24 protein-coding genes are annotated in these 22,951 nt (G+C 72.7%); 9 read left to right on the top strand and 15 right to left on the bottom strand.

Going from position 1 to position 22,951, the window contains the following annotated elements:
* Positions 1-46: 46 nt before the first annotated feature.
* The gene (locus Pta02_RS08765) at positions 47-667 is read right to left on the bottom strand and encodes a hypothetical protein (RefSeq protein ID WP_203874183.1); all 621 of its coding nucleotides are present in this window, start codon (positions 665-667) and stop codon (positions 47-49) included.
* A 107-nt stretch (positions 668-774) separates the two neighbouring features.
* Here Pta02_RS08765 and Pta02_RS08760 point away from each other — a divergent pair, with 107 nt between their 5' ends.
* The 3 genes from Pta02_RS08760 to Pta02_RS08750 all read left to right on the top strand — a co-directional run bounded on the left by Pta02_RS08760 (position 775) and on the right by Pta02_RS08750 (position 3,912).
* Positions 775-1,350 (top strand): signal peptidase I, encoded by a 576-nt coding sequence (locus Pta02_RS08760; RefSeq protein WP_203874182.1) that lies wholly within the window; start codon positions 775-777, stop codon positions 1,348-1,350.
* Between the two features lie 7 nt (positions 1,351-1,357).
* Positions 1,358-1,504, top strand: coding sequence for a hypothetical protein (locus tag Pta02_RS08755; RefSeq protein ID WP_203874181.1), 147 nt, complete (start codon positions 1,358-1,360; stop codon positions 1,502-1,504).
* Between the two features lie 251 nt (positions 1,505-1,755).
* Positions 1,756-3,912, top strand: coding sequence for a LamG domain-containing protein (locus Pta02_RS08750; protein WP_203874180.1), 2,157 nt, complete (start codon positions 1,756-1,758; stop codon positions 3,910-3,912).
* 42 nt (positions 3,913-3,954) lie between these two features.
* Here the strand turns inward: Pta02_RS08750 and Pta02_RS08745 are convergent, their stop codons facing one another.
* Complete coding sequence (locus Pta02_RS08745) at positions 3,955-4,440, bottom strand: hypothetical protein (protein WP_239129942.1); 486 nt, start codon at positions 4,438-4,440, stop codon at positions 3,955-3,957.
* Between the two features lie 149 nt (positions 4,441-4,589).
* Here Pta02_RS08745 and Pta02_RS08740 point away from each other — a divergent pair, with 149 nt between their 5' ends.
* Positions 4,590-5,219: a thymidine kinase gene (locus Pta02_RS08740; protein WP_239129939.1), complete on the top strand. Its 630-nt coding sequence runs from the start codon at positions 4,590-4,592 to the stop codon at positions 5,217-5,219.
* On the opposite strand, the gene Pta02_RS08735 is transcribed toward Pta02_RS08740, so the two are convergent.
* The 4 genes from Pta02_RS08735 to Pta02_RS08720 all read right to left on the bottom strand — a co-directional run bounded on the left by Pta02_RS08735 (position 5,189) and on the right by Pta02_RS08720 (position 8,617).
* The gene (locus tag Pta02_RS08735) at positions 5,189-5,875 is read right to left on the bottom strand and encodes a DUF998 domain-containing protein (RefSeq protein WP_203874179.1); all 687 of its coding nucleotides are present in this window, start codon (positions 5,873-5,875) and stop codon (positions 5,189-5,191) included. The genes Pta02_RS08740 and Pta02_RS08735 overlap by 31 nt on opposite strands.
* Before the next feature lie 158 nt (positions 5,876-6,033).
* Positions 6,034-6,762 carry a DsbA family oxidoreductase gene (locus tag Pta02_RS08730; protein WP_239129935.1) on the bottom strand — a complete coding sequence of 243 codons (729 nt, stop codon included), beginning with the start codon at positions 6,760-6,762 and terminating at the stop codon, positions 6,034-6,036.
* A gap of 32 nt (positions 6,763-6,794) precedes the next feature.
* Positions 6,795-7,649, bottom strand: a complete 855-nt coding sequence (locus tag Pta02_RS08725) for an ABC transporter permease (RefSeq protein ID WP_203874178.1) — start codon at positions 7,647-7,649, stop codon at positions 6,795-6,797.
* The gene (locus tag Pta02_RS08720) at positions 7,646-8,617 is read right to left on the bottom strand and encodes an ATP-binding cassette domain-containing protein (RefSeq protein ID WP_203874177.1); all 972 of its coding nucleotides are present in this window, start codon (positions 8,615-8,617) and stop codon (positions 7,646-7,648) included. Before Pta02_RS08720 ends, Pta02_RS08725 begins: the two co-directional genes overlap by 4 nt.
* A gap of 140 nt (positions 8,618-8,757) precedes the next feature.
* On the opposite strand from Pta02_RS08720, the gene Pta02_RS08715 reads away from it, so the two are divergent.
* On the top strand, positions 8,758-9,519 hold the full coding sequence (locus Pta02_RS08715; RefSeq protein ID WP_203874176.1) for a TetR/AcrR family transcriptional regulator: 762 nt from the start codon (positions 8,758-8,760) through the stop codon (positions 9,517-9,519).
* 9 nt (positions 9,520-9,528) lie between these two features.
* Here the strand turns inward: Pta02_RS08715 and Pta02_RS08710 are convergent, their stop codons facing one another.
* The 8 genes from Pta02_RS08710 to Pta02_RS08675 all read right to left on the bottom strand — a co-directional run bounded on the left by Pta02_RS08710 (position 9,529) and on the right by Pta02_RS08675 (position 17,882).
* Positions 9,529-10,428, bottom strand: a complete 900-nt coding sequence (locus Pta02_RS08710; protein WP_203874175.1) for a hypothetical protein — start codon at positions 10,426-10,428, stop codon at positions 9,529-9,531.
* 51 nt (positions 10,429-10,479) lie between these two features.
* Entirely contained in the window at positions 10,480-11,202 is a 723-nt protein-coding gene (locus tag Pta02_RS08705; RefSeq protein ID WP_203874174.1) for an SRPBCC family protein, read from the bottom strand.
* Between the two features lie 146 nt (positions 11,203-11,348).
* The gene (locus tag Pta02_RS08700) at positions 11,349-12,176 is read right to left on the bottom strand and encodes an SAM-dependent methyltransferase (RefSeq protein ID WP_203874173.1); all 828 of its coding nucleotides are present in this window, start codon (positions 12,174-12,176) and stop codon (positions 11,349-11,351) included.
* A gap of 186 nt (positions 12,177-12,362) precedes the next feature.
* Positions 12,363-13,181: an XdhC family protein gene (locus Pta02_RS08695; RefSeq protein WP_203874172.1), complete on the bottom strand. Its 819-nt coding sequence runs from the start codon at positions 13,179-13,181 to the stop codon at positions 12,363-12,365.
* A gap of 46 nt (positions 13,182-13,227) precedes the next feature.
* Positions 13,228-15,624, bottom strand: coding sequence for an aerobic carbon-monoxide dehydrogenase large subunit (locus Pta02_RS08690; protein WP_239129932.1), 2,397 nt, complete (start codon positions 15,622-15,624; stop codon positions 13,228-13,230).
* A complete protein-coding gene (locus Pta02_RS08685; protein ID WP_203874171.1) occupies positions 15,621-16,127 on the bottom strand; it encodes a (2Fe-2S)-binding protein in 507 nt (168 codons plus the stop codon). The genes Pta02_RS08690 and Pta02_RS08685 overlap by 4 nt, the downstream gene beginning before the upstream one ends.
* 2 nt (positions 16,128-16,129) lie before the next feature.
* Positions 16,130-17,023 (bottom strand): FAD binding domain-containing protein, encoded by an 894-nt coding sequence (locus Pta02_RS08680; protein ID WP_203874170.1) that lies wholly within the window; start codon positions 17,021-17,023, stop codon positions 16,130-16,132.
* A 115-nt stretch (positions 17,024-17,138) separates the two neighbouring features.
* Complete coding sequence (locus Pta02_RS08675; protein WP_203874169.1) at positions 17,139-17,882, bottom strand: YqjF family protein; 744 nt, start codon at positions 17,880-17,882, stop codon at positions 17,139-17,141.
* Positions 17,883-17,949: 67 nt separating this feature from the next.
* Here Pta02_RS08675 and Pta02_RS08670 point away from each other — a divergent pair, with 67 nt between their 5' ends.
* Positions 17,950-18,825, top strand: coding sequence for a polysaccharide deacetylase family protein (locus Pta02_RS08670; RefSeq protein WP_239129929.1), 876 nt, complete (start codon positions 17,950-17,952; stop codon positions 18,823-18,825).
* Positions 18,826-18,900: 75 nt separating this feature from the next.
* Here Pta02_RS08670 and Pta02_RS08665 read toward each other — a convergent pair whose 3' ends face one another.
* Complete coding sequence (locus Pta02_RS08665; RefSeq protein WP_203874167.1) at positions 18,901-19,416, bottom strand: hypothetical protein; 516 nt, start codon at positions 19,414-19,416, stop codon at positions 18,901-18,903.
* Positions 19,417-19,944: 528 nt separating this feature from the next.
* Here Pta02_RS08665 and Pta02_RS08660 point away from each other — a divergent pair.
* From Pta02_RS08660 to Pta02_RS08650, 3 genes are all read left to right on the top strand, one after another.
* On the top strand, positions 19,945-21,471 hold the full coding sequence (locus Pta02_RS08660; RefSeq protein ID WP_203874166.1) for a cytochrome ubiquinol oxidase subunit I: 1,527 nt from the start codon (positions 19,945-19,947) through the stop codon (positions 21,469-21,471).
* A gap of 10 nt (positions 21,472-21,481) precedes the next feature.
* Complete coding sequence (cydB, locus tag Pta02_RS08655; protein ID WP_203874165.1) at positions 21,482-22,423, top strand: cytochrome d ubiquinol oxidase subunit II; 942 nt, start codon at positions 21,482-21,484, stop codon at positions 22,421-22,423.
* A 138-nt stretch (positions 22,424-22,561) separates the two neighbouring features.
* Positions 22,562-22,924, top strand: a complete 363-nt coding sequence (locus Pta02_RS08650) for a hypothetical protein (protein WP_203874164.1) — start codon at positions 22,562-22,564, stop codon at positions 22,922-22,924.
* Positions 22,925-22,951: the final 27 nt, after the last annotated feature.

The following is a 22,951-nucleotide window of genomic DNA, read 5'->3' as shown; positions in this document are numbered from 1 at the left end:
GGACATGGACGAGCAGGGTGACGAGCCGGGTCTCAGGGCTCAGGGCTCAGAGTGAGAGGCTCTGCGCCTCCCAGGTGAACCTCGCCGTCAGGGTCCGTCCCGCGGCGGCGTTGTCGTCCTGCAGCTGCCAGGAGAACCGGTAGGACCGCTGGTCATTGGGGGCCGCGTTCCAGGAGCCGGCGCCGGTGGCGTAGTCGTGCGCGACAGCGCTGAAGCCGGCCACGGTCTTGGCGGTGTCGCTCATGCCGGCGGTGTTGTAGACGGTACCGGTGCGGACGAAGTCACCGCAGTCGGCGCTGCCGCCGGTGCCCTCGTCGATCCGCAGGGTGACATGGGAGGCCAGGCCGTCCCCGCCCAGGTCGGCGCCCTTGAGATAGAGGCGTACCTGGGCGGGGAGGCTGCCGGTGGAGGTGACCCGTGTGCAGGTGCTGCCGAAGCTGCCGGGGATGGCGCCCTCGATCGACAGCTGCAGCGAGGCCGGCGCCACGCTGAGGTCGACGGTCCCGGCCGTCCAGGTGTTCGGCTCGGTGGCGGTCAGCACCTCGAAGCCGGCGTAGGACCCGCGCGCCGACAGCATGGCCGCGGCCAGCGCCACGGCGACGGCGATCCTGCCCGCGGCCCTTCGCCCTGCCCGTGGTTTCCGGTGCGCACCGGTCGGCTGCCTCATAACGAGATTCCATCGGCCGGGGAAGACCCGACGTGAGAGTTCGCTTCAGTTCGGCGACGTCACGGCCGATGGGACACCGCCGCCCACCCGACAAGAACGGTGAGATCGTGACGACACACGCAGCATTCCCCGCGACCGGCCGTCCGGACGTGCGCGCGCTGGTCGGGGCGGCGTGGCCGGCGGCCGCTCTCGCCGTGCGGACGGTGCGCGGTGTGATTGTGATCCTGATGCTGGCGTCGCTCGTCCCGATGCTGTTCGGGTGGCACAGCCAGGTGATCCTGTCGGGCTCGATGACGCCGAAGCTGCACCCCGGGGACGTGGTGCTCGTCCAGCCGGCGGACGCCTCAGCGGTCAGGCCCGGGCAGATCGTGCTGGTGGACGATCCGGCCCGTCCCGGCACCACACTGATCCACCGGGTGGTCGCCCTGGAGCCGGGGGGCTCCCTGACGACCAAGGGGGACGCCAATCCCGGCCCCGACTCCACACCGGTGCCGGCCTCCTCGGTCATCGGCCTGCCCCGGCTGCTGATCCCCTACGTCGGGCTGCCTTCCTTGTGGCTGCACGAGGGCGCCCTCGGAAAGCTCGCCCTGGCGGCGCTGCTGGCGCTGGCTCTGGCGTCCTTGCCCACACCGGCGGACGATTCCCGCCCCGGTGCCTTCAGCCGGGGCCGGCGCCGCCGATAACAGAGGTATGGACACCGACTCCGGTCGCGAGAAGAACCCACTGCCCGACGAGCCCCGCCGCCGCCGATCCCGCAGCGCCGTGGTGGCCCTGAGCGTGCTGATCAGCACCGGCCTGGGCGGATGGGACGGCGCCACGCGGAACACCGCCAAGTGATACCGGCTGTCGTGGCTGCTACCCGCCGATGTCAGCGACGACGCCCAGGGCCAGGTCGCGCAGGCGATCTTCACCTGGGAGGCCCGGCGCGCCGCCTGAGGCCTTCCCCCGCTGGGGAACCGGCCGGCGCCATCTCATCCCGGGCTCAGGAGATCCCAACTGGAGGCAGGAGCATGTCCACATTCGCCGGTCGGCACCGCAGGCCCGTACGTCCGTCGGGTGCGCGGGCTCGTCGTGCGCCACTCGCCGCAGTGGTCGCCGTCGTCCTGCTGACGGGACTGCTGATCGGCCTGCGCGGCACGCACGCGTCCTTCACCGCCACGGCCGGCGCCACCTCGGCCGGCGACCGGGCGACGGCGTCGTTCCCCACCTACCCCACCCTGGTGAGCGGCGACGGGCCGGACCTCCACCACCGCAGCGGGGAGGGCCCCTCGGGCGCCTCCGCCTCCACCGCCGACGACGCCGGCGCCGCCGACCGGCCCGGCACCTACAACGGCCCCACCAACGGGCCGATGACCTGGTGGCAGTTCGACGAGTCCGCCGGCGCCACCGCCGCCGATTCCTCCGGCGGGGCCAACGCCGGCACCCTGATGAACGGGACGGCCACCGCCTCGCCCCCGGCCACCGGTCCCGCCTGGACCGCCCCCGGCCGGCGCGGAGCCGGCGCGATCAGTCTGGACGGCGCCGACGACGTCGTGGTCGGCACCGACCCGGCGGTGCGCACCGACCGGAGCTTCACCGTCTCCGCCTGGGTGTACCTGGAGGACAAGGCCGAGGACCGCTACGCGGTCAGCCAGGACGGCGAGCGCCAGAGCGGCTTCGCCCTGCAATACTCCGCCTCCCTCGACCGCTGGGCGCTGCGCATGACCAGCGTCGACGCCGACACCGTGACCGCGATCCGCGCCTACTCCTCCAGCGTCCCGCGGGTGGGGATCTGGACGCACCTGGTCGCCGTGCGCGACCGGGAGAACGGCAAGCTCTCCCTGTACGTCAACGGCGTCCAGGAGCACACCGTCGACCACACCGCGTCCTGGAACGCCGCCGGGCCGCTGACCGTGGGACGGGTGCTGAGCGGCGGCGCCTACGCCCGGTACTGGAAGGGCATGGTCGACGAGGTCCGCGTGTACAGCCGCGCGATAGGCTCCAGCGAGATAACCGGGATCCACCGGGACTCGATGAAGACCCGATGGGAGTTCGACGAGTCCGCCGGCGCCGCCACCACGGCCGACTCCTCCGGCTACGGCAGCACCGGCACCCTCACCGGCGGCACGTTCGCCGCGGGCCGCAACGGCAACGCGATCTCCCTCAACGGCACGGGCGACCGCGTCTCCGGTGCCTCGCCGGTGCGCACCGATGAGGACTTCACAGCCGCCGCCTGGGTCAACCTGGCCGACATCACCACCGACCACCACGCGCTGGCCCAGCAGGGCACCCAGAACAGCGTGTTCGCCTTCCAGGCCGTCGCCGCCACGAAGAAGTGGCGGCTGCGCATGGCCACCTCCGACACCGGCACCGGTGTCAGCGCCGCCGAGTCCACCACCACCATTCAGACCGGCACCTGGGTCCACCTAGCGGGGGTGTTCGAGGCGACCGCCAAACGGATGTCGCTGTACGTCAACGGCACGCTGGAGAGGACCGCCACCTTCGGCGGCACCCCCTGGAACGCCGCGAACGGCCTGGTCGTCGGCTACCGGCTGATCGGCGGGAGCCCGACCGGCTACTGGCAGGGCCTGGTCGACCGGGTCCGGCTGTATCAGGCGGCGCTGCCCGCCGTCCAGATCCGCGACCTGTACCAGGATCGGGAACCCGCCGGCGAGGTCGTCCCCATGGGCGCCCGGGCGATCGGCGCGCTGCAGGGAGCGCAGCAGGGGCTGGGCACCGGCACCGCGATGGCCTTCACCGGCGTCCACAACGCCTACGCCGCCTACAATCCCACCCCCTTCGCCGGCCCGGCCGCCTTCACTCTGGAGTGCTGGGTCAAAGCCGCCGGGGGCTCGGGCGGGCAGGTGATCGGGTTCAACACCGCCATGAAGCCCCTGCCGGACGGCACCAGCGACCGGGTGCTCTACGTCGACAACGCCGGACGGCTCAGCTTCGGCGCCGGCAGCGCCTACACGACGATCCGCAGCCCCGCCGCGATCACCACCGGTGCCTGGACGCACGTGGCGGCCAGCCTTGGCACCGGCGGCATGAAGCTGTACGTCAACGGCGTCCTGGTCGCCTCCCGGGCCGCGGTCACGCCCGTGTCCGTTCCCACCGGCTACTGGCGGTGGGGCGGCGCCTCCCTGGCCGGCTGGCCGAACCGCCCGGCAGGCGACTATCTGACCGGGAGCATGGACGAGGTGGCCGTGTATCCCACCCAGCTGAGCGACCAGCAGATCTCGTGGCATTACCACGCCGACCACTGATCCGGCCGCCGCGGCCCGGAAGACGCCTTCTCGATCAGGAGGTCAGCGGCGGCGGACACCCATGGTGGAGTTGATCACCGCGTCGGCGTCGTGCGCGTGGATCTTGGCGGCGAGCCGGATGGCCATCTCGTTGGCGCGGCGCAGCTCGGCCTCGACGCGGGCCTTGCCGGACTGCCCGACCTGGACCCCGAAGTAGGCGCCGATGATCGCACCGGAGACGCCGACCAGGCCGGCGAACGGGGCGCTTCCCTCGCCGCCCTGCATCGCGATCACTACGAAGCCGACCAGGATGACGATCAATCCGGTCAGCACCACGTAGAACCCGTACCGCCAGCGGGCCGCCTCCGCCTGGGCGGCGACAGCCTCGTCCTCGGTCATCATCGCGGCGAGTGCGGCGGGCATCTCCGTGCTCTCATGGGAGGACGCGGGCGCCGGGGCGGGCGGGACCGCGGCGGGCACCGCCCCCGACGGGACGGGCTTTGCGGCGGCGGATGCGGCGGCGGGGGCGGAGGTCTTGGTAGTCGTCACGGGTTCTCCCAGGTTCGGTCGGGCAAAAAGAATCTCCCACGCTTTACGGAAACAAGCCACGCTGAACCTTGACCGGCGTGGGAACTGTGATTCCTACCAAGGGCACACGTGCTCAAACACCTGCGGCGGACCCGCTAAGCTGGCGCCCCGTGACCGAATTGTCTGCGCTGTCCGCTGTCCCCGCCGGAACCCGGCACGGGGTGCTGCGCTTCTACTTCGGCCCGATGGACTGCGGCAAGTCCACCCTGGCCCTGCAGATGAACTACAACCACGGCCGCCAGGGCAGGCGCGGGCTCGTACTGACCAAGCACGACCGCTCGGGCGGGGCCCGGGTCACCAGCCGGATCGGCCTGGGCAGCGAGGCCGTGGAGGTCGAGGACGGCCTCGACCTGGTGGGGCTGGTGCTGGCGCACAAGCCCATCGACTACGTCATCTGCGACGAGGCCTGCTTCTACGGCGTCGAGCAGATCGAGCAGCTGGCCGACCTCGCCGACGAGCACGGCATCGACGTCTACGCCTTCGGTCTGGCCTCGGACTTCCGCTCGCAGATGTTCCCCGCGGCCCAGCGCCTGTTCGAGCTGGCCGACGAGATCAGCCGCCTGCAGGTCGAGGTCCTGTGCTGGTGCGGCCGTCCCGGCCGGCTGAACGCCCGGGTGGTCGAGGGCAGGATGGTCCGCACCGGCGAGCAGGTCGTCATCGGCGACACCGGCGCCGACCCGATCCGCTATCAGGTGCTGTGCCGGCGCCACTATCGCGCGGGCGACCTCGGCGACGCCTGACCCGGTCCCGCCTGGCCCCGCGGGAGCCGTACCCCCTCGCGGCGGGCCGCCCAGATCCCCAGCGCGGCCACCACCGCGACCTCGGTGACGGCCAGTCCCCGCTCCACCAGCCCGAGCGGCATCACCTGCCACCAGGCCAGCCCGCTGCGCTCGGCGAACACGATCGCCCCGGCGATGCCCAGCAGCCAGAGCACCGAGCCCAGCCCCAGCGCGGACACCGCCAGGGAGGGCAGGCGCCATTCGGGATGGCGCCGCCAGGGCCTGGCGATGATCAACGCCGCGATGGGCAGGCTGAGGAACGCCACGATGCTGCCCGCCCGGTGGATGCTCCCGCTGAGGCTCGGCCCGACGGACCAGTCGTGCTTGGGGAACCAGGCCGTCACCAGCAGCCCGGCGCTCCACGCGAGCAACCCGAGGCTCCCCAGCGACCGGATCGCCGTCAGCCTGCGGCCCACCAGCGACGCTCCGATCGCCAGCGAACCCGCGGCCAGCAGGCCGACGCCCAGGGAGAAGAGCCAGCCGTGCTCGCCGAGCCCGTGCTCGCTGATCGTCCGCCGCATCGGGTTGACCTCGGCCAGGTAGGCCAGGTCCAGGCCGAGGACGATCATCGCCCCGGCCCCCACGGCTGTCAGCCCTGCCTGCGCGGCTCGCTGCACGGTCGTCCTTCCCCTCGTCGCTTTCCGCTCATCACAACGGGAGGGGCCCGCCGGCGATTCCGGCGGGCCCCGGGCAGGGAGGCATCCCGGTCCGGGCCTTACACGTCCCGGGACCGGGCCCGGGTCCGGGGGGCGTCCCGGGCGGGCGTCCGCGCGGCTCAGACCGCGCAGTGATCGTCGTCGCAGCCGTCCCCGGCCTGCGCGGCCGGGGTCTGCCCCGTCCGCTCGGCGACCTCCTCCAGCGCGGCCAGCAGGACGTCCTCGGGCTGGGCGCCGGAGACGGCGAACCGGCCCTCGAACAGGAACAGCGGGACGGAGGTGACGCCGATGGCGCGGGCCCCGGCCAGGTCCTCCCTGACGTCCGCCGCGCCGTCCCGTCCGTCCCCCGCGCCGGAACCGGAAGCGGAGCCGGTCCGGACGCCGAGCTCGCCGGCCAGTTTCTCCAGTACCTCGGCCGAGCCGATGTCGAGCCCGTCGGTGAAGTGGGCGCGGAAGAGGCGTTCGAGCATCTCCTCTCCCCGGCCCTGCTCGGCGGCGAGCCGGATGAGCCGGTGCGCCTCGAAGGTGTTGGCGTGCACCGCCCGGTCGAAGTTCAGCTCCAGGCCGTCCTCGGCCCCGGCGGAGACGACCCGCGTCATCATCTGCCCGGCCCGCTCCGGCCCGCCGAACTTGGCGGCCAGCCAATCGATCAGCGGCTCTCCCCTGGACTCGGCGTCCGGCGCGAGCTGGAACGGCCGCAGCACCACCTCGACCTGCCCGCCCTTGGCCCGGTAGCGCTCGGCGGCGCGGGCGAATCGGGTGTGGCCGATGTAGCACCAGGGGCACACGACATCGGAATAGATCTCAACCTTCACGTAGGCGTGCAACCGCGGCGGGGGCCCGCTCATTCCGGGCCCCCGCAGGTCACCGGCCGGAAAGCTCAGGCCTTCAGCTTCCTGAACGTGCGCGCGGACAGCGGGAGGAAGACGGCGGTGATCAGCACCGGCCACACGATCGCCATGAGCACCGCGTTCTGCTCGACCCAGGAGTCCGCACCCATGCCGGGGTTGGCGAACAGCTCGCGGGTCGCCGACGCCGTCGCCGTCAGCGGGTTCCACTCGGCGATCGCGCCGAGCCAGGCGGGCATGGTGTCGGCGTCCACGAAGATGCCGGACAGGAACCCGACCGGCCAGACCAGGATCTGGACCGCGCTGACCGTCTCCGGTCCCCCGGCGGCCAGGCCGACGAAGATGCCGACCCACAACAGGGCGAAGCGCAGCAGGAGCAGCAGCCCGACGGCGGCCAGGGCCGCACCGGCCCCGCCGTGCCAGCTCCAGCCCAGCAGCAGTCCGGCGGCCGTCATCACCGCGAGGCCGACGACGGAGTTGAGCATGTCGGCGGCGCACCGGCCCAGTACGACGGCCGAGGAGCTCATCGGCAGCGAGCGGAACCGGTCGGTCACCCCCCGGGCGGCGTCCGTGGTCACCGCCATCATGGTGGTCTCCAGGCCGAAGAGCATGGTCATCGTGAACATGCCGGGCATCAGGAACTCGAAGTAGTCGCCCCCGCCCGGCACCTCGATCGCCCCGCCGAACAGGCCGCCGAAGATCAGCACGATCATGACGGGGAAGACCCAGCCGACCACGACCGTGCCGGGCCGCCGGGCCCAGTGGGTCAGGTCGCGCAGAGTGATCGTCCAGGAGTCCGCCAGCGCCCGGGCGAACCTGAGCGGCGGCGAGTCATCGGACCGGGCCGGGAGCGGGCCTGCGGACCGGGGCTGAACGGCCGCGTTCATACGCGCGCCTCCGTCCTGTCGTCCCCCGTCAGGCGGAGGAAGACCTCGTCGAGGGTGGGACGCCGGAGCGTGATGTCCTCCGGCTCGATGCCCGCCTCGTTCAGGGCGGTCGCGACCCGGACCAGAGCCCTGGTCCGCTCGGCGACGGGAACGCCGACGCGGTACGCGGCCGTCTCGACGCTCAGCTCGCCGGACGCGGCCCGCGCCAGGACGGGCAGGGCCGCCTGCGTGTCCGCGGGGCCCGAGAACACGATCTCGATCCGGTCCCCGCCGACGGCGGACTTGAGCTCCTCCGGGGTGCCCTCCGCGGCGACCCTGCCCGCAGCGAGCATGCAGACGCGGTCGGCCAGCCGGTCGGCCTCCTCCAGGTACTGCGTGGTCAGCAGCACCGTGGTGCCCGCGTCCACCAGCTCGCGGACGGCCGTCCACACCTCCTGGCGGGCCGCGGGGTCCAGGCCGGTGGTCGGCTCGTCGACGAACAGCACCGGCGGTGAGACGACCAGGCTCGCCGCCAGGTCGAGCCTGCGGCGCATGCCGCCGGAATAGCCGCCGACCGGCCTCGTCCCCGCGCCGGTGAGGGCGAACCGCTCCAGGAGCTCGTCCGCCCTGCGCCGGGCGGCGGGAGCGGGCAGGCGGTTCAGCCTGCCGAACATCACCAGGTTCTGCCGTCCGGTGAGGATCTCGTCGACCGCGGCGTACTGGCCCACCAGCCCGATGCGCTCGCGGACCCTGCGTCCCTGCGTCCGCACGTCGAACCCGGCGACGCTCGCCCGGCCCCCGTCCATCTCCAGCAGCGTGGACAGGATCCGGATCGCCGTGGTCTTGCCCGCGCCGTTCGGCCCCAGCAGCCCGCAGACCGACCCCGCGGCGACCCGCAGGTCGAACCCGTTCAGTCCCGCCTCCGGCGGGGCGCCGGGATAGCTCTTGCGCACGTCCCGCGCAGTGATCGCACTCTCCTCGTCTTCCACCTTCGCCCTTCCTTCCACCGGCCGCCCCGTCGGCGCGCGCCGTACGGCCGGCATCGGCACGACTCCACCGTACTCTGTACGGTACATCGTACGGAACACGATACGATACGTATGACGCCGAGGGTGGGGAGTTTGTTCCGGTGGACGGGAAGAAGAGTTCGGGCGGCGACCCGGCGCGCAGCGTGGCGCTGCTGTGGGGCTCGCACACCAAGGCGGGGCGTTCGGGCCTGACGGTGCGCGCGATCGTCGAGGCCGCCCTCGGGATCGCCGGCGCCGAGGGCCTGGACGCCCTGTCCATGCGCCGCGTCGCCGAGCGGCTGGGAGTGGGCACGATGTCCCTCTACACGCACGTTCCGGGCAAGACCGAGCTGACCGATCTGATGATCGACACCGCCTACGGGCAGCTCTACGACGACGTGGACGCCCCGGCCTCACAGCCCGGCGGGTGGCGCGGGGCGATGGAGTTCGTCGCCGCACGCAACTGGGACCTCTACCTGCGCCACCCCTGGATGCTGCAGATCGTCACCGCCCGGCCGGTGGTGGGCCCGAACGCGTCCCTCAAATACGAGGCCGAGCTGCGCCCGCTGGAGGGCATCGGCCTGTCCGACATCGAGATGGACTCCGTACTGACCCTGATCCTCACCCACGTCGAGGGCACCGCCCGGGTCCGGGCGAGCCTGGAGCAGGTCCAGCAGAACACCGGGATGAGCGAGACCGAGTGGTGGCTGGCCAGCGCGCCCGCCCTGGAGAAGGTCATGGACGCCTCCCGCTTCCCGGTGGCCTCCCGGGTCGGCCAGGCCGCCGGCCAGGCCCACAACGGGGCCACCGACCCGGCGCACGCCCTCGACTTCGGCCTGGCCCGCATCCTCGACGGCGTCGCGGCCCTGATCGCCCGCCGCTAGACCGGCCCCTCAGGACGCCGCGGCGATCTCCTCTAGGCGGGCGGCGAGCTGGAGGGGGTCGCCGTCGACCAGCGCGGCGACCCCGCGCCACCAGGCGAACCACTCGCCGCTGCGCCACATCCAGTCGACCCGCTCGATCGCGGCGACGACGTCGCCCTTGACCCGCCACTCCCGCCCGGTCTGCTCGGCGGTGGCGCCGTGCCGCAGGGCCCAGACGCGCAGGGCGTCGGCCGCGGCGGGGTCCACCGGCTGCGCGTACGGGTCGGGGTCCTCCCGAAGGGGGTGCGGGCCCAGGCCCGCGGCCACGCCCCAGCTCCACTGGGCCTCGGCGGGCGGGGAGTAGCGCAGCGAGTTGAAGTCCAGGTTCGAACCGAGGTCCTCGTCGGGGCGGCGGATCACCACGGCGTCGAGCCGCCCGCCCGCGTCGAAGGCGACCACGATCCGCTGGCCGGGTACGGAACCGGCCGGAAGCGCGATCTGGTCCTCGGCCTGCCAGGAGTTCAGGTCGGTGACCGCGCCCGGCCTGCCCCAGGTCTCGTCCGCGGAGTCGTCGGCGATCCAGGCGGCCAGCATCTCCAGCACGGTCAGGTCGGCCCAGGGATCGACGGCGGTGGCGGCGCGCAGGACCTCGTCGGGCGCGGGCCGCTTGCCGTCCCTGGCCTGCCGCCACCACTGCTCCCCCAGCTCGCGGGTGCCGACCAGCAGCCCGGCCAGCGAGGCGAGCTCGGCGGACCGACGGGTCAGCGGGGCACCGCGGGCGAGCTCGGCGCAGCGCTCGACGCGGTCCGCGCCCAACTCGGTCGCGGCCTCACGCAGCAGGACGCCGGCCGATGGCCGTTCCTCTCCCAGAAGATCACGAATCAGTCGTCTGGCCTCGTTCCGGGCATCCTCAGCACGTGCCTCGCGCATACCCGTCACGTTACGCCGGAAGATCCCCAATCGCGAGGGCCGGTCCCGAGGTCAGCGCCTCCGGCCGGCGCGGCCCAGCAGCCAGCCGATCACCGCGCTGCCGAGTGCGATGCCCGCGCCCATCCCGAACGCCGTCACGACCGTCCAGGCCGGCACGCCCTGGCGCGCGGGCGGGGCGGGGCGCTCGAAGACCCGCACCTGCTCCGCGGGCGCCTCGGGCGCGGCGGCCGCGCGGGCCGCTCCGGGTACGGCGAGGGCCGTCTCGGGCACCGGGGCCTGCCCACCGGAGACGCCCGAGACGTCGGAGGTGCCGGAGACGCCGGAGACGCCGGAGACGCCGGAGACCAGGTGGCTCTCGACGGCGGAGAAGAACTCCCCCGCCGTCTTCTTCGCCACCGTGCTGAGCATCCGCTGGCCCACGCCGCCGATCATGCCGCCGACCACCGCGTCGGCGTCGTAGTCGATCCGGGTGCCGCCGTCGACCTCGCTGAGGCGCACCTCCACGGTGGCGTCCACGGTGCCGGGCGCGCCCTGGCCCCTGGCCCGGAGCACGAAGCGCCGGGGGGCCTCGGGCTCCGACAGGGCGACCTCGCCCTGGTAGACGCCCTTGATCGAGGCCACTCCCGCGGTGACCGTCATCCGGTAGGTGTCGGGCCCCGTCTCCTCCAGGCGCTCGCACCCCGGGATCGTGCGCACCAGCACGTCGGGGTTCTGGAGCGCGGACCACACACGATCCCTGTCGATGCCGAGCACGGCGCTGCCTGCGACCTTCACGCCCAGCACTCTAGAGAGTTCCCGGCCACGGGGATAAGAGCAACATCTGCCCTCCGGCGTGTCCGGGGATTGTCAGCCCTGGGGTGTGTCCGTCGGATCTTCCCGCCCGTCCCTGCCGCCCGGACGGCGCTCCCGGACCGCCGGGCTCACCGCTTGCGGCCGACTCCGGCGTACACCGCGGTGGGGAAATCGGGGATCTCCTCCTCGGGACGCCACCGGTAGACCTCCACCACGCCGGGGTCGACGATCTCGAAGCCGTCGAAGAGCCGGCTGATCTCCCCGTGGGTGCGCATGGTCATCGTGGCCGAGGCGCGGTTGTAGACCTGGAGGGTGCGCCGGACCGCCTCGGGGCTGAGCAGGTCCTGGCTGACGTGCGAGACGACCAGGTAGCTTCCCGCGGGAACCGCGTCGGTGATGCGCTTGACCAGGCCGATCGGGTCCTCGGAGTCCTTGATGAACATCAGGACGGCCACGAGCAGGATGCCCACCGGCCGGTCGAAGTCGATGGTGGAGCGCACCTCGGGGTGATCGATGATGCTCTCGGGGTGGCGCAGGTCGGCCTGGACGTAGGTGGACCTGCCCTCCGGTGTGCTCGTCATCAGCGCCCGTGCGTGGGCCAGGACCATGGGGTCGTTGTCGACGTAGGCGACGCGCGCCCCGGGCAGGGCCCGCTGGGCCACCTCGTGGGTGTTGCCCTGCGTGGGGATGCCGGTGCCGATGTCGAGGAACTGCGTGATCCCGTTCTCGACGAGGTGGCGCACGGCCCGTCCCAGGAAGGCGCGGTTCTCCCTGGCGGTGTCGCGGACCTCGGGGACGGCGGCGATGACCTGCTCCGCCGCCACCCGGTCGGCCTCGAAGTGGTCCTTGCCGCCGAGCCAGTAGTCGTAGATCCGCGCCGGATGCGGCACGGTGGAGTCGATCTTGGGGATCTCCCCCTCCGGCGGGGTCCAGGGCAGGGGGTTCGTCTCGGCCATGAAGGCTCCGTCTCGGGGGAAGTGCGGGCGGCCAGGCGTGATCATAACCAGACGGGCGGCGTCCGCGGGCGGAAACCGAGAGAACGCCGTTCGGTTACCCCGGTCCGGCCCGGCCTGCCCCGTCCCGCCTCGATCCGGCCGATGCGCCGGGCGGTTCAGCCCGCCGCGATCCGGCCCCCGCCCGCCTCAGCGCTCCGCGACGATCTGGGCGTAGACGGACAGCGCGATCTCACCGGGCGTGCGGGCGCCCAGGTCGAGCCCGGCCGGGGCGTGCACCCGCTCGCCCCCCTCCACCTCCGCGAGCACGGCCGCGGCGCGGCGCCGGCTGGCGATCAGGCCGACGTACGGCACGCCCGCGCGCAGGGCCGCCGTCAGCACCGGGATCTCCCCCACCCCGTGCGAGGCCACCACCACGGCCGCGGTGTCCGGCGCCGGCGGGCCGCCGGCCGGTTCGGCCTGGTAGCCGAGGGCGGCGCCGACCCGCCGCAGCGCCAGCGCGATCGGGCCCTCCCCGTGCACCCGGACGAGCGGTGGCGGCAGCACCGCCTCCAGGAAGATCTCCAGAGTCCCGCCGGACAGGCAGGGCTGGCCGACCGCGACCAGCCCCTCCTCCTCGTACGGCTCCGCCGCCGCAGGAGTGATCCGCAGCAGGGTCGAGCTCCCGTCCTCCAGCAGCCGCAGGCTCTGGGCGCGAACGGTGGAGGTGGCGCAGTGCCCGCCCACGAAGCCCTCGATGGTCCCGTCGGCCAGCACCAGCGCCCGGTCACCCGGCTTGGCGCTGGTGGGCCGCGCGGCGCGCACGACCGTCGCCATCACGTACGGCTCCCGCCCGGCGCGCAGCGAGTCCGCCCGCTCCACCAGGCCGGACGGCCCGAGCGGTCCGGTGGAGGAGGACGCGCCGGACGGAACGTCGCGCCGGCCGTTCTCCCCGCCGGGCGCGGCGTCCCGGTGGGCGTGCCCGGCCGTGCGGGCGCGCGGCTCCGGCATGCCCAGGAACTCGCTCACGGGTCCTCCTCCGTCGGTCGCGTCCGCGAAGCCGTCGCGCCCCCGATCAGGTGATCGCCAGGTCGGTGCGGAGCGGGCTGCCCCGCAGAGCGCTCCACACGTTGGCCGGGGTGAGCGGCATGTCCGCGTGGCGCACGCCGTACGGCCGCAGCGCGTCGAGCACCGCGTTGACCACCGCGGCGGGCGAGCCGACCGTGGCCGACTCCCCCACGCCCTTGGCGCCGATCGGATGGTGCGGGGACGGCGTGACGGTCTCGCCCAGCTCCCACGACGGGCACTCCAGCGCGGTCGGCAGCAGGTAGTCCATGAAGGACGCGCCCAGGTGGTTGCCGTCCTCGTCGAAGGCCATCAGCTGCATCAGCGCCATCCCGACCCCGTCGGCGAGACCGCCGTGGATCTGTCCTTCGACGATCATCGGGTTGATCCGCACGCCGCAGTCGTCCACGGCCACGAAGCGGCGGACCTTGACCTGCCCGGTCCGCGGGTCGACCTCCACCACGCAGACGTAGGCACCGAAGGGATAGGTCAGGTTGGGCGGGTTGTAGACGGTCACGGCGTCCAGGTGGCCCTCGACGCCCTCGGGCAGCTCCAGGTTGGAGTGCGCGGCCATCGCGATCTCCTGGATGCTCCTGCCGTGCCCGGCCGAGCCCTGGACCGACCAGCGGCCCCCGGTCTCGGAGACCGACCACTCCAGGTCCTGCGGGGAGGCCTCCAGCATCGCCGCGGCGACCAGCCGGGCCCGCTCCCTGACCTTCCTGGCCACGATCGCGGTCGCGGCGCCGGAGACCGGGGTGGAGCGGGAGCCGTACGTCCCCAGCCCGAAGGGGGTCTGGTCGGTGTCGCCGTGGACCACCTCGACGTCGTCCGGCGGGATGCCCAGCTCGGCGGCCACGATCTGGGCGAAGGTGGTCTCGTGCCCCTGGCCCTGCGACTGGCAGGAGACGCGCAGCACGGCCTTGCCGGTCGGGTGCACGCGCAGCTCGGCGCCGTCGGCCATGCCCAGGCCGAGGATGTCCATGTGCCTGCGCGGGCCGGCGCCGACGGCCTCGGTGAAGAAGCTGATCCCGATGCCCAGCTGCGGCCCGTCCCCGCGGCGGCGCTCGGCCTGCTCGGCTCGGAGCTTGTCGTAGCCGGCCATGTCCAGGGCCAGGCGCAGGGCCCGGGGATAGTCGCCGGAGTCGTACTCCCAGCCGGTGGGCGAGGTGTAGGGGAAGCGCTCGGGGCGGATCAGGTTCCTCATCCGCAGCTCGGCCGGGTCGGCGTCCAGCTCGCAGGCGAGCACGTCGATCATGCGCTCGACCAGGTAGACGGCCTCGGTGATGCGGAAGGAGCAGGCGTAGGCGACCCCGCCGGGGGCCTTGTTGGTGTAGACGCCGGTGACCTCGCAGTGCGCGGCCTCGATGTCGTAGGAACCGGTGAAGACGCCGAAGAAGCCCGCGGGGAATTTGGTCGGCTGGGCGGTTCCGTTGAACGCGCCGTGGTCGGCGACGACCTTGACCCGCAGGGCCAGGATCCGGCCGTCCCGGGTCGCGGCGATCTCCCCGCGCATGTGATAGTCGCGGGCGAAGGCGGTGCTCATCAGGTTCTCGGAGCGGTCCTCCATCCACTTGACCGGCCTGCCGGTGACGATGGAGCCGACGATCGCGCAGACATAGCCCGGATATATCCCGACTTTTCCGCCGAAGCCGCCGCCGATGTCCGGGGAGATCACCCGGATCTTGTGCTCGGGCAGCCCGGCCACCAGCGCGTACAGCGTGCGGTGGGCGTGCGGGGCCTGCGTCGGGCACCAGACGGTGAGCTTTCCGGTGACCTTGTCGAAGTCGGCGACCGCCCCGCAGGTCTCCAGCGGCGCGGGGTGCACGCGCGGGTAGAGCATGTCCTGCGCGACCGTCACCTCGGCCCGCTCGAAGATCGCGTCGGTCTGCGCGCGGTCGCCCGCCTCCCAGTCGAAGATGTGGTTGCCGGTCCTGCCCTCCAGGTCGTCGCGGATCACCGGGGCGTCCGCGTCCAGGGCCCGGCGCGCGTCGACGACCGGCTCCAGCGGCTCGTACCCGACGTCGATCAGCTCCACCGCGTCGCGCGCCGTGTAGGGGTCCTCGGCCACCACGAACGCGACCTCCTGCCCCTGGAAGCGCACCTTGTCGGTGGCCAGTACGGCCTGCACGTCGGCCGAGAGGGTCGGCATCCAGGCCAGGTTCAGCGTCTCCAGGGTCGCACCGGTGATCACCGCCCTGACCCCGGGGTAGGCCTCGGCGGCCGAGGCGTCGACCGACAGGATCCGGGCGTGGGCGTGCGGGCTGCGCAGGATCGCGCCGTGCAGCATGCCGGGCAGCCGGACGTCGTCGACGTAGGTGCCGCGGCCCCGGATGAAGCGCGCGTCCTCCTTGCGGTGCATCCGGCCGAAGCCCATGGGGGTCGTGGTCCCGCTCGTGTCCTGGGTCATGTCCTCGTCCCCTCGCGCGCGCCCTCGCCCGCCGCGGCGCGTCCCGCCTCGTGCCCGGCCGCCCAGCGGACGGCGCGGACGATGTTCTCGTAGCCGGTGCACCGGCACAGCTGGCCGGAGATCGTCTCCCGGATGCGGCCCTCGTCCGGGTCGGGATCGTTGTCCAGCAGCCAGCGGGCGGTCAGCATCATGCCCGGCGTGCAGAAGCCGCACTGCAGGCCGTGGCACTCGGCGAAGCCCTTCTGCACGGCGTCGAGCTCGCCGTCGCGCTCCAGCCCCTCGACGGTGGTGACCTCGTGCCCGTCGCACATCACGGCGAGCACGGTGCACGACTTGACGGGTGTCGCGTCCAGATGGACCACGCACGCGCCGCAGTTGGAGGTGTCGCAGCCCCAGTGGGTACCGGTCAGCGCCAGGTGGTCGCGCAGGAAGTGCACCAGCAGCAGCCGGGGCTCGACGTCCCGGGTGTACGGCTGCCCGTTCACGGTCACGGTGATCTGCATGCTCACTCCCCTGCCTGCCGGTCCCCGGCCCGTCCGGCGGCCCGTCCGGCGGCCCGGGTCAGGACGCGGCGGACGAGCTCCCCGGCCAGGTGCCGCTTGTAGGCCACCGGCCCGCGCTGGTCGGCCTGCGGGTTGCAGTCCTCGGCGGCGATGCGGCCCGCCTCGGCGAACGCCTCCTCGCCGGGGGCCCGGCCGGTCAGGTACTCCTCGGCCCCGGGCGCGGCGAAGTGCTCGGCGCCGACGGCGGTCAGCCCGATCCCGGCCTCGGCGATCACCCCGCCGTCGAGCCGGAGCTGCGCCCCGGCCGCGGCGACCGGCCAGTCCCCCACCCGGCGCTCGACCTTCTCGTAGGCGCTCCCCGCACCGGGGCGCAGCGGCACCCGCAGCCGGGTGAGCAGCTCACCGGGCTCCACCGCCGTCTCGTACGGCCCGCGGTGGAACTCCCGGATCGGCACCTCGCGCTCGCCGTCCGGCCCCTGGATCACGGCCGTGGCCCGGACCGCGGCGAAGGCCGCCGACAGGTCCTCCGAGGGGTCGGCCTGGCAGAGCGAACCGCCGACCGTGCCCCGGTTGCGGACCACGGGATCGGCGATCACCCGCTCTGCATCATGAAATATCGGGAAAAATCGCCCCACTGTGGGGTCGGCGAGGAGCTGCGCGTGCCGTACCAGCGCGCCGACGACCAACTCGTCCCCCTCGACCCCGAGGAAGGACAGCTCGGCCAGGTCGTTGATGTCGATCAGCACCTCGGGGCGGGCCAGCCGGAGCTTCATCATCGGGAGCAGGCTGTGCCCGCCGGCGATCACCCGGGACTCGGGGCCGTGCCTGTCCAGGAGGGCGAGCGCGTGGGAGACGCTCTGCGCCCTTTCGTACTCGAACCGTGCGGGAACTTGCATCGAGGCCTCCCGGGACGCGTTGTGCCCATCCTCATCCGCCGGGCCCCTGCGGACAATCCACAATCAAGCATTTGCTCGATCAGAGGTCGCCGCGCCGGACTTCCCCCGCGTCCCGTCACCGCCGCAGCAGGCGCGGCGGGGTGTGGATGTCGAAGTGGATGCGCTCCTGGGCCAGGATCGAGTGCGGCGTCGAGGAGGGGGTGGTCAGGCCGAGCTCCTCGAAGAGGCGGAACCCGGCCGACGCGGCGGCCAGGTGGCGCGGGCGCATCGGCGGGTGCCAGATGCTGTAGGTGCCCACGCGGCCGTCGCGGCGGCGGTACCAGCCGACGGTCGGGTGGGTGAGCATGGCCATCCAGTGGCTCTCGCCGGTGAACCCGTCCAGGCTCCCGGGCGGCGCGTCGAGCTCGGCGGCCTCGCAGTGCGCCCCGTCGCCGGACAGCCGCCAGCGGGCGGGCGGGGCGTCCCACTGCGCGGAGATCCGGATGCGGGCGCGGCGCCACGGCATCCCCCACACCCGCCGCGGCACGGCGACCAGGGGGTGGTCCAGGCTCGTGCCGAAGAACCACACGCCCTCCCGGCCGCCGGCCGTGACGTAGGCCCGGTAGTTGATCTGGCCGCAGTCGATCGCCGCCGGCGGGAAGAAGCGGAAGTGGAAGTCCCGGTCGCGGAAGGCGACCGCGGAGACCATGGCCGCCGTCTCCCCGTCGGCGAAGGCGAACTCCACCGGGGCGAACCCCTCGGGCAGCAGCCGGGCGAGCGCGCCGGTCGGCACCCGGTAGCTGACGATCGCGAAGTCGTCGAGGTCGGTCTCGGCGTGGTACCAGCGCAAAGGCGGTCTCGGAGTGCCGCTGAAGCTCATGGCAGCGAGGATACGAGCGCCGGAGGGATGCCGGACCAGTGTTCCGTTCCTGGCAGGATGGTCGCCCGTGGCTGGGGAGAAATCATGGCAAATCGGGCTGGCGGCCGTACTCGTGGCCCTGTCGTCGGCCGGGTGCGCGATCGGCGCGGAGCGCGGCTCCGGGGCGGCCGTCGAGAGGTCGCCGCAGGCCGCCGGAGGTTCCGGCCGGCCGTCCGCCTCGCCGTCCGGGCCCGCGGGCCCGCCCGGCGCGCTGCCGCAACCGGGTGAGGTGGGGCGGATCCCCCGGCCCGCCGACGGGCTGCCGCCGGTGATCAGTTCCATCCCGACCGAGCGGAAGGTCGTCTTCCTCACCATCGACGACGGGTGGGAGCAGGATCCCGGCTTCGTCAGGCAGGTCCGCGACGGGCGGATCCCCGTCGCCGCCTTCGTCACCCGGGACGCCGTCGAGGCGCGGGGCGCGGCCGACCCGACCGCGCAGGGCGGCAGATACCTGGGCGCCGGGAAGTGGGACTACGTACGGGGCCTGCGCGAGGCGGGCGCGACGGTGGAGAACCACACGCTGACCCATCCCGACCTGCACGCCCTCGGCTACGAGGGGCAGCGGGCCGAGATCTGCGGCGCCTCCAGGCTGATCCGCGGGCAGACCGGGACCGCGCCGCAGCTGCTGCGCCCGCCGTTCGGCAACCACAACGCGCTGACCCGGCGGGCGGCCAAGGCCTGCGGCCTCAAGGCGCTGCTGCTGTGGACGGCGACCGTGCAGCCGGGCGGCAAGATCGCCTATCAGGTCCCCGACAAGAGGCTCCGCCCCGGCGACGTGCTGCTGCTGCACTTCCGGCCGAACCTGTCGCGGGACTTCCGCGTCCTCGTCAACAAGATCAAGCGCCGGGGCTTCGAGATCGGCAACCTCGACGCCTATCTCAAGGCGGCCGGCGTCATCCGCTGACGATGCCGCCCGCGGAAATGGGCCGCGGCCCGTTCCCCCCTCCCTGGGAACGGACCGCGGCCGGGATCTGTGTGATCACTCGCTCTCGGCGGTGTAGAGGTACTCCCAGTCGCCGCAGCGGGTCGGGTACTTGCTGTACAGGCCGATCTGGCAGACCTTCGCCCGGACGCCGTCGACGTCGTGGCTGGAGAAGTGGAACTTCTTGTAGCCGCCGGCGCCGCAGTACTTGTAGTACTCGCTCTCGGCCCAGTAGCCGTGGTGGTCGTCGAAGCGGTGCGCCTGGATCTTCACGTAGGCGCACTTGCCACCCTGCCCGTAGGTGCGGTGGTCGAGGTCGTACAGCTTGCCCCGGACGTGCACCTCGTTGGACTCCTGGTGGTGGTCCCACTCGACGCCGATCCAGCCCTTGGCCTTGGCCTTGTAGTTGTGCGAGTAGACGGGGCCCCAGTAGTCGTCGTAGTCGTAGCCGGACGAGCTGGCCGTGGCGGACGCCGTGGCGGGCGTGGCCGCCTGGGCGGAGGCCGGCATCGCGAGCGCGAAGGTCGCGGCGGTGGCGGTGGCGGCCAGCAGGCCCATGGTCAGTCGCTTCATTGTCGTTCTCTCCCTCACGCCCCTCGGACCGGCTCCCTGCCGGATCCCCCCTGGGCGTGACTCATTGATAACGGGGTGTGCTTGCAACCCCCTTGTCGGTCCTTTATCCGCGCTTTATGGGCGCTTACAGCGCTCCGTAACCGCACTTGCAAGCCGAGTGATCATGTCCGCCGTCCGGCCTACCCCGGAATCACCCGAGCGGCGGACGCGCCGCCCGTACCGTCTGCACCACCATGAAGTCACGCGCTTCCGGGAGCCTGGCGGACCCGGAAGCGCCCTCCCGGCAGGCGGAGCCGCCAGCTCTTTTCGCCGGGACGGCCGGGGCGCGCCCCCGGCCCAGGGAAGAAGGACCGGTGCCGCGAGCCGGAGGGGACGATCTGGCCCGCCAGAGAAGTGCGGTCTCGAAACGGGCCGTGTGACAAAGATCGCATCAGCTCGCGGCACCGCTCCCGCCCATTGCTCTACAAGCCGTAGTACTACTAGGAGTAGAACTACGGCTTGTAGAGCTTCAGACCCGCGGGGGTAAGCATGGAGGCGCTTGACCTGGCACGGTGGCAGTTCGGGGTCACCACCGTGTACCACTTCCTGTTCGTACCGCTGACGATCGGCCTCGGTGTCTTCGTGGCCGGACTGCAGACCGCCTGGCACCGTACGGGCAAGGAGCAGTATCTGAGACTGACGAAGTTCTTCGGGAAGATCTTCCTGATCAACTTCGCGATGGGCGTGGTCACCGGCATCGTGCAGGAGTTCCAGTTCGGGATGAACTGGAGTGAGTACTCGGTCTTCGTCGGCGACGTCTTCGGCGCCCCGCTGGCCCTGGAGGCGCTGCTCGCGTTCTTCCTGGAGTCGACCTTCCTCGGTCTGTGGATCTTCGGCTGGGACAAGCTGCCCAAGCGCGTGCACCTGGCCACGATCTGGGCCGCGGTGATCGGTTCCAACCTCTCGGCCTACTTCATCCTGGCCGCCAACGCCTGGATGAAGCATCCGGTGGGGTACGAGGTGACGGGCGGCCCAGGAGGCGACAGAGCCCGGATGACGGATCTGTGGGCCGTACTGACCAACTCCACCGCGCTGGCCCAGGTGCCGCACGTGGTGGCGGGGGCGTTCGTGATCGCGGGCACGTTCGTGCTGGCGGTCTGCGGCTACCGGGTGCTGAAGGAGCGCCGGACCGCCGACCCCGACCGGACCGTCCCGATGCGGCGCGGCGCCGATCTCACCGTGAGCATGTGGCGCACGCCGATGCGGGCGGCCCTGGTCATGACGGCGCTCGCGGGCGTGGTCGTCGCCGGCAGCGGCGACCTGTCGGGCAAGCTCCTGTACGAGCAGCAGCCCATGAAGCTGGCCGCCGCCGAGGGCCTGGAGCGCGACACGGCGGGCGCCGCCTTCTCCCCGGTCCCGGGGGTCGAGGTGCCGATGCTGCTCAGCTTCCTGGCCACCAACGACCCGAACGCGGTCGTCCGCGGCATCGAGGACCTCCAGGAGGAGTACACCGAGCGGTTCGGCCCCGAGGACTACCGGCCCAACCTGCCGGTGGTCTACCTGTCCTTCCGCGTGATGATCGTCTTCGGCATGACCGCGGTGGGCCTGTCGGTCCTCGGCCTGTGGCTCACCCGCCGCCGCTCCTCCACCTCCTCCGATGGGCACCCCGCCCCGCGCGGGCGGGCACTGCGACGCCGCGCCGCGGGGCCGCCGCGCGAGGTCCCGGCCTGGTTCGCCCGGGCCTGCCTGCTGGCCCTCCCGCTGCCGTTCATCGCGATGATCGCGGGCTGGCTGCTCAGCGAGATCGGCCGCCAGCCGTGGACCGTCCAGGGCGAACTGCTCACCGCGGCGAGCGTCTCCCCCGGCGTCAGCCTGACCGAGGTGGCCGTCTCGCTGGCGGTCTTCACCCTCCTGTACGGCCTGCTCGCGGTGGCCGAGGCCGTACTGATCGTCCGCCACGTCAAGGCGGGCCCCGAGCGCGCCCCCTCCGTCCCGCCCGCCTCCCCCACCGGGACCGGCGGTACCGGTGACGGCGACAGGACGGCCGTCATGCTCCAGCCGACCCTGATGTACTGAGGCGGTAACGATGGAACTCACCACTTTCTGGTTCGCGGTCATCGCGTTCCTGTGGACCGGCTTCTTCGTCCTGGAGGGCTTCGACTTCGGCGTCGGCATGCTCGCGCCGGCGCTCTCCCGCGACGAGGCCGAGCGCAGGCAGGTCCTCGGCACGATCGGGCCGGTCTGGGACGGCAACGAGGTCTGGCTGATCACCGCGGTGGGCGCGATGTTCGCCGCGTTCCCCGCCTGGTACGCCGGGCTGCTCAGCGAGTTCTACCTGCCGGTCGTCCTGGTCCTGGCAGGACTGATCATGCGCGGCGTCGGGCTGGAGTGGCGGGGCAAGGTGCACCACGCCTCCGACCGGGCCTGGTGCGACCTGGGCATCCTGGCCGGCAGCGCCCTCCCGGCCTTCCTGTGGGGGGCGGTCTTCGCCGACCTGCTCCGCGCCAGCGCGCCGGCCGCGCTGGCCGGCGGGGTCTTCTCGCTGTCGGTGTGCCTGCTGCACGGCGCGGTCTTCGTCGCGCTCAAGACCTCCGGCCCGGTGCGCGCCCGCGCCCGCCGTACCGCCATGATCGTCTCGGTGGTGGCGCTGCCCGCCGGGGTGGTGGCACTGTCCGGCATCCCCTCGGCCGGTACGGCCGTCGCCGAGGGGGGCGCCTCCCCCTGGCTGTGGGGCTGCGCCCTGGCCGCGATGGCCTTCCTGGCCGCCGCCGTGGCCCTGACCTGGCGCGGCCGGGAGGGCTGGGCGTTCACCGCCACCGCCTCGTCCATCGCACTGACCGGCGCCGCCCTGTTCGGCGCCCTGTGGCCCGCGCCGCTACCCGGCCTCACCGTCGCCGAGGCCGCCTCGGGACCGTACACGCTGGGCATGCTCACCTGGATCGGCCTGATCGCGCTGCCGTTCGTGCTGGGCTACCAGGCCTGGTCCTACTGGGTGTTCCGCAAGCGGCTGGTCGCCGAGGTCTCCTGAGTCCCGCCGCCGATCCCTTCTTCCGCGAGCCCTCTGGGCCCGTTTCGCGAGGCGATATCGCCCGTCTCCGCCGATACCGCCTCGTCGGCGGATGCTCTGAAGCCGTTGCCCTTGTCGGCGTGACCTGCCATGTCTAGCGTGTCGGGTGGTGTTTTCTCCGAGCAGGGGGTCCGGGAGGGAGCGGAGGCCGCCATGACCGAGCCGATGGTGCCCAACCCGCGCCATCTGCGACTGCGGGAACTCCTGGCGGAGGCCGAGCAGCGGGCGGCCGAGGTCCGCACGGCCTACCGGCGCGTCGTCCAGGCGATGCAGTCGGGGAAGGTGTGGACGGGCCCCGCGGCCACCGCGTGGACGGAGCAGGCGGACGACCGGCACCGCCGGCTGGCCCGCCTGGCGCAGCGGGTGGTGGACGCCGTCGAGGACGAACTGCGCCGCCACCCTCCCCTGGTGACCCGGGCCCAGGCCGACGCCGCGCGGCGGGAGCTGGCCGGGCGTCTGTGAGCACGCGACCGTCGAAGGAGGTCCTCA

The sequence above is a fragment of the Paraplanobispora takensis genome, assembly GCF_016863195.1.
GTDB classification, from domain to species: Bacteria; Actinomycetota; Actinomycetes; order Streptosporangiales; family Streptosporangiaceae; genus Planobispora; species Planobispora takensis.
Note: the sequence above shows the minus strand (reverse complement) of the source record. Positions and strands in the feature narration are given on the sequence as shown.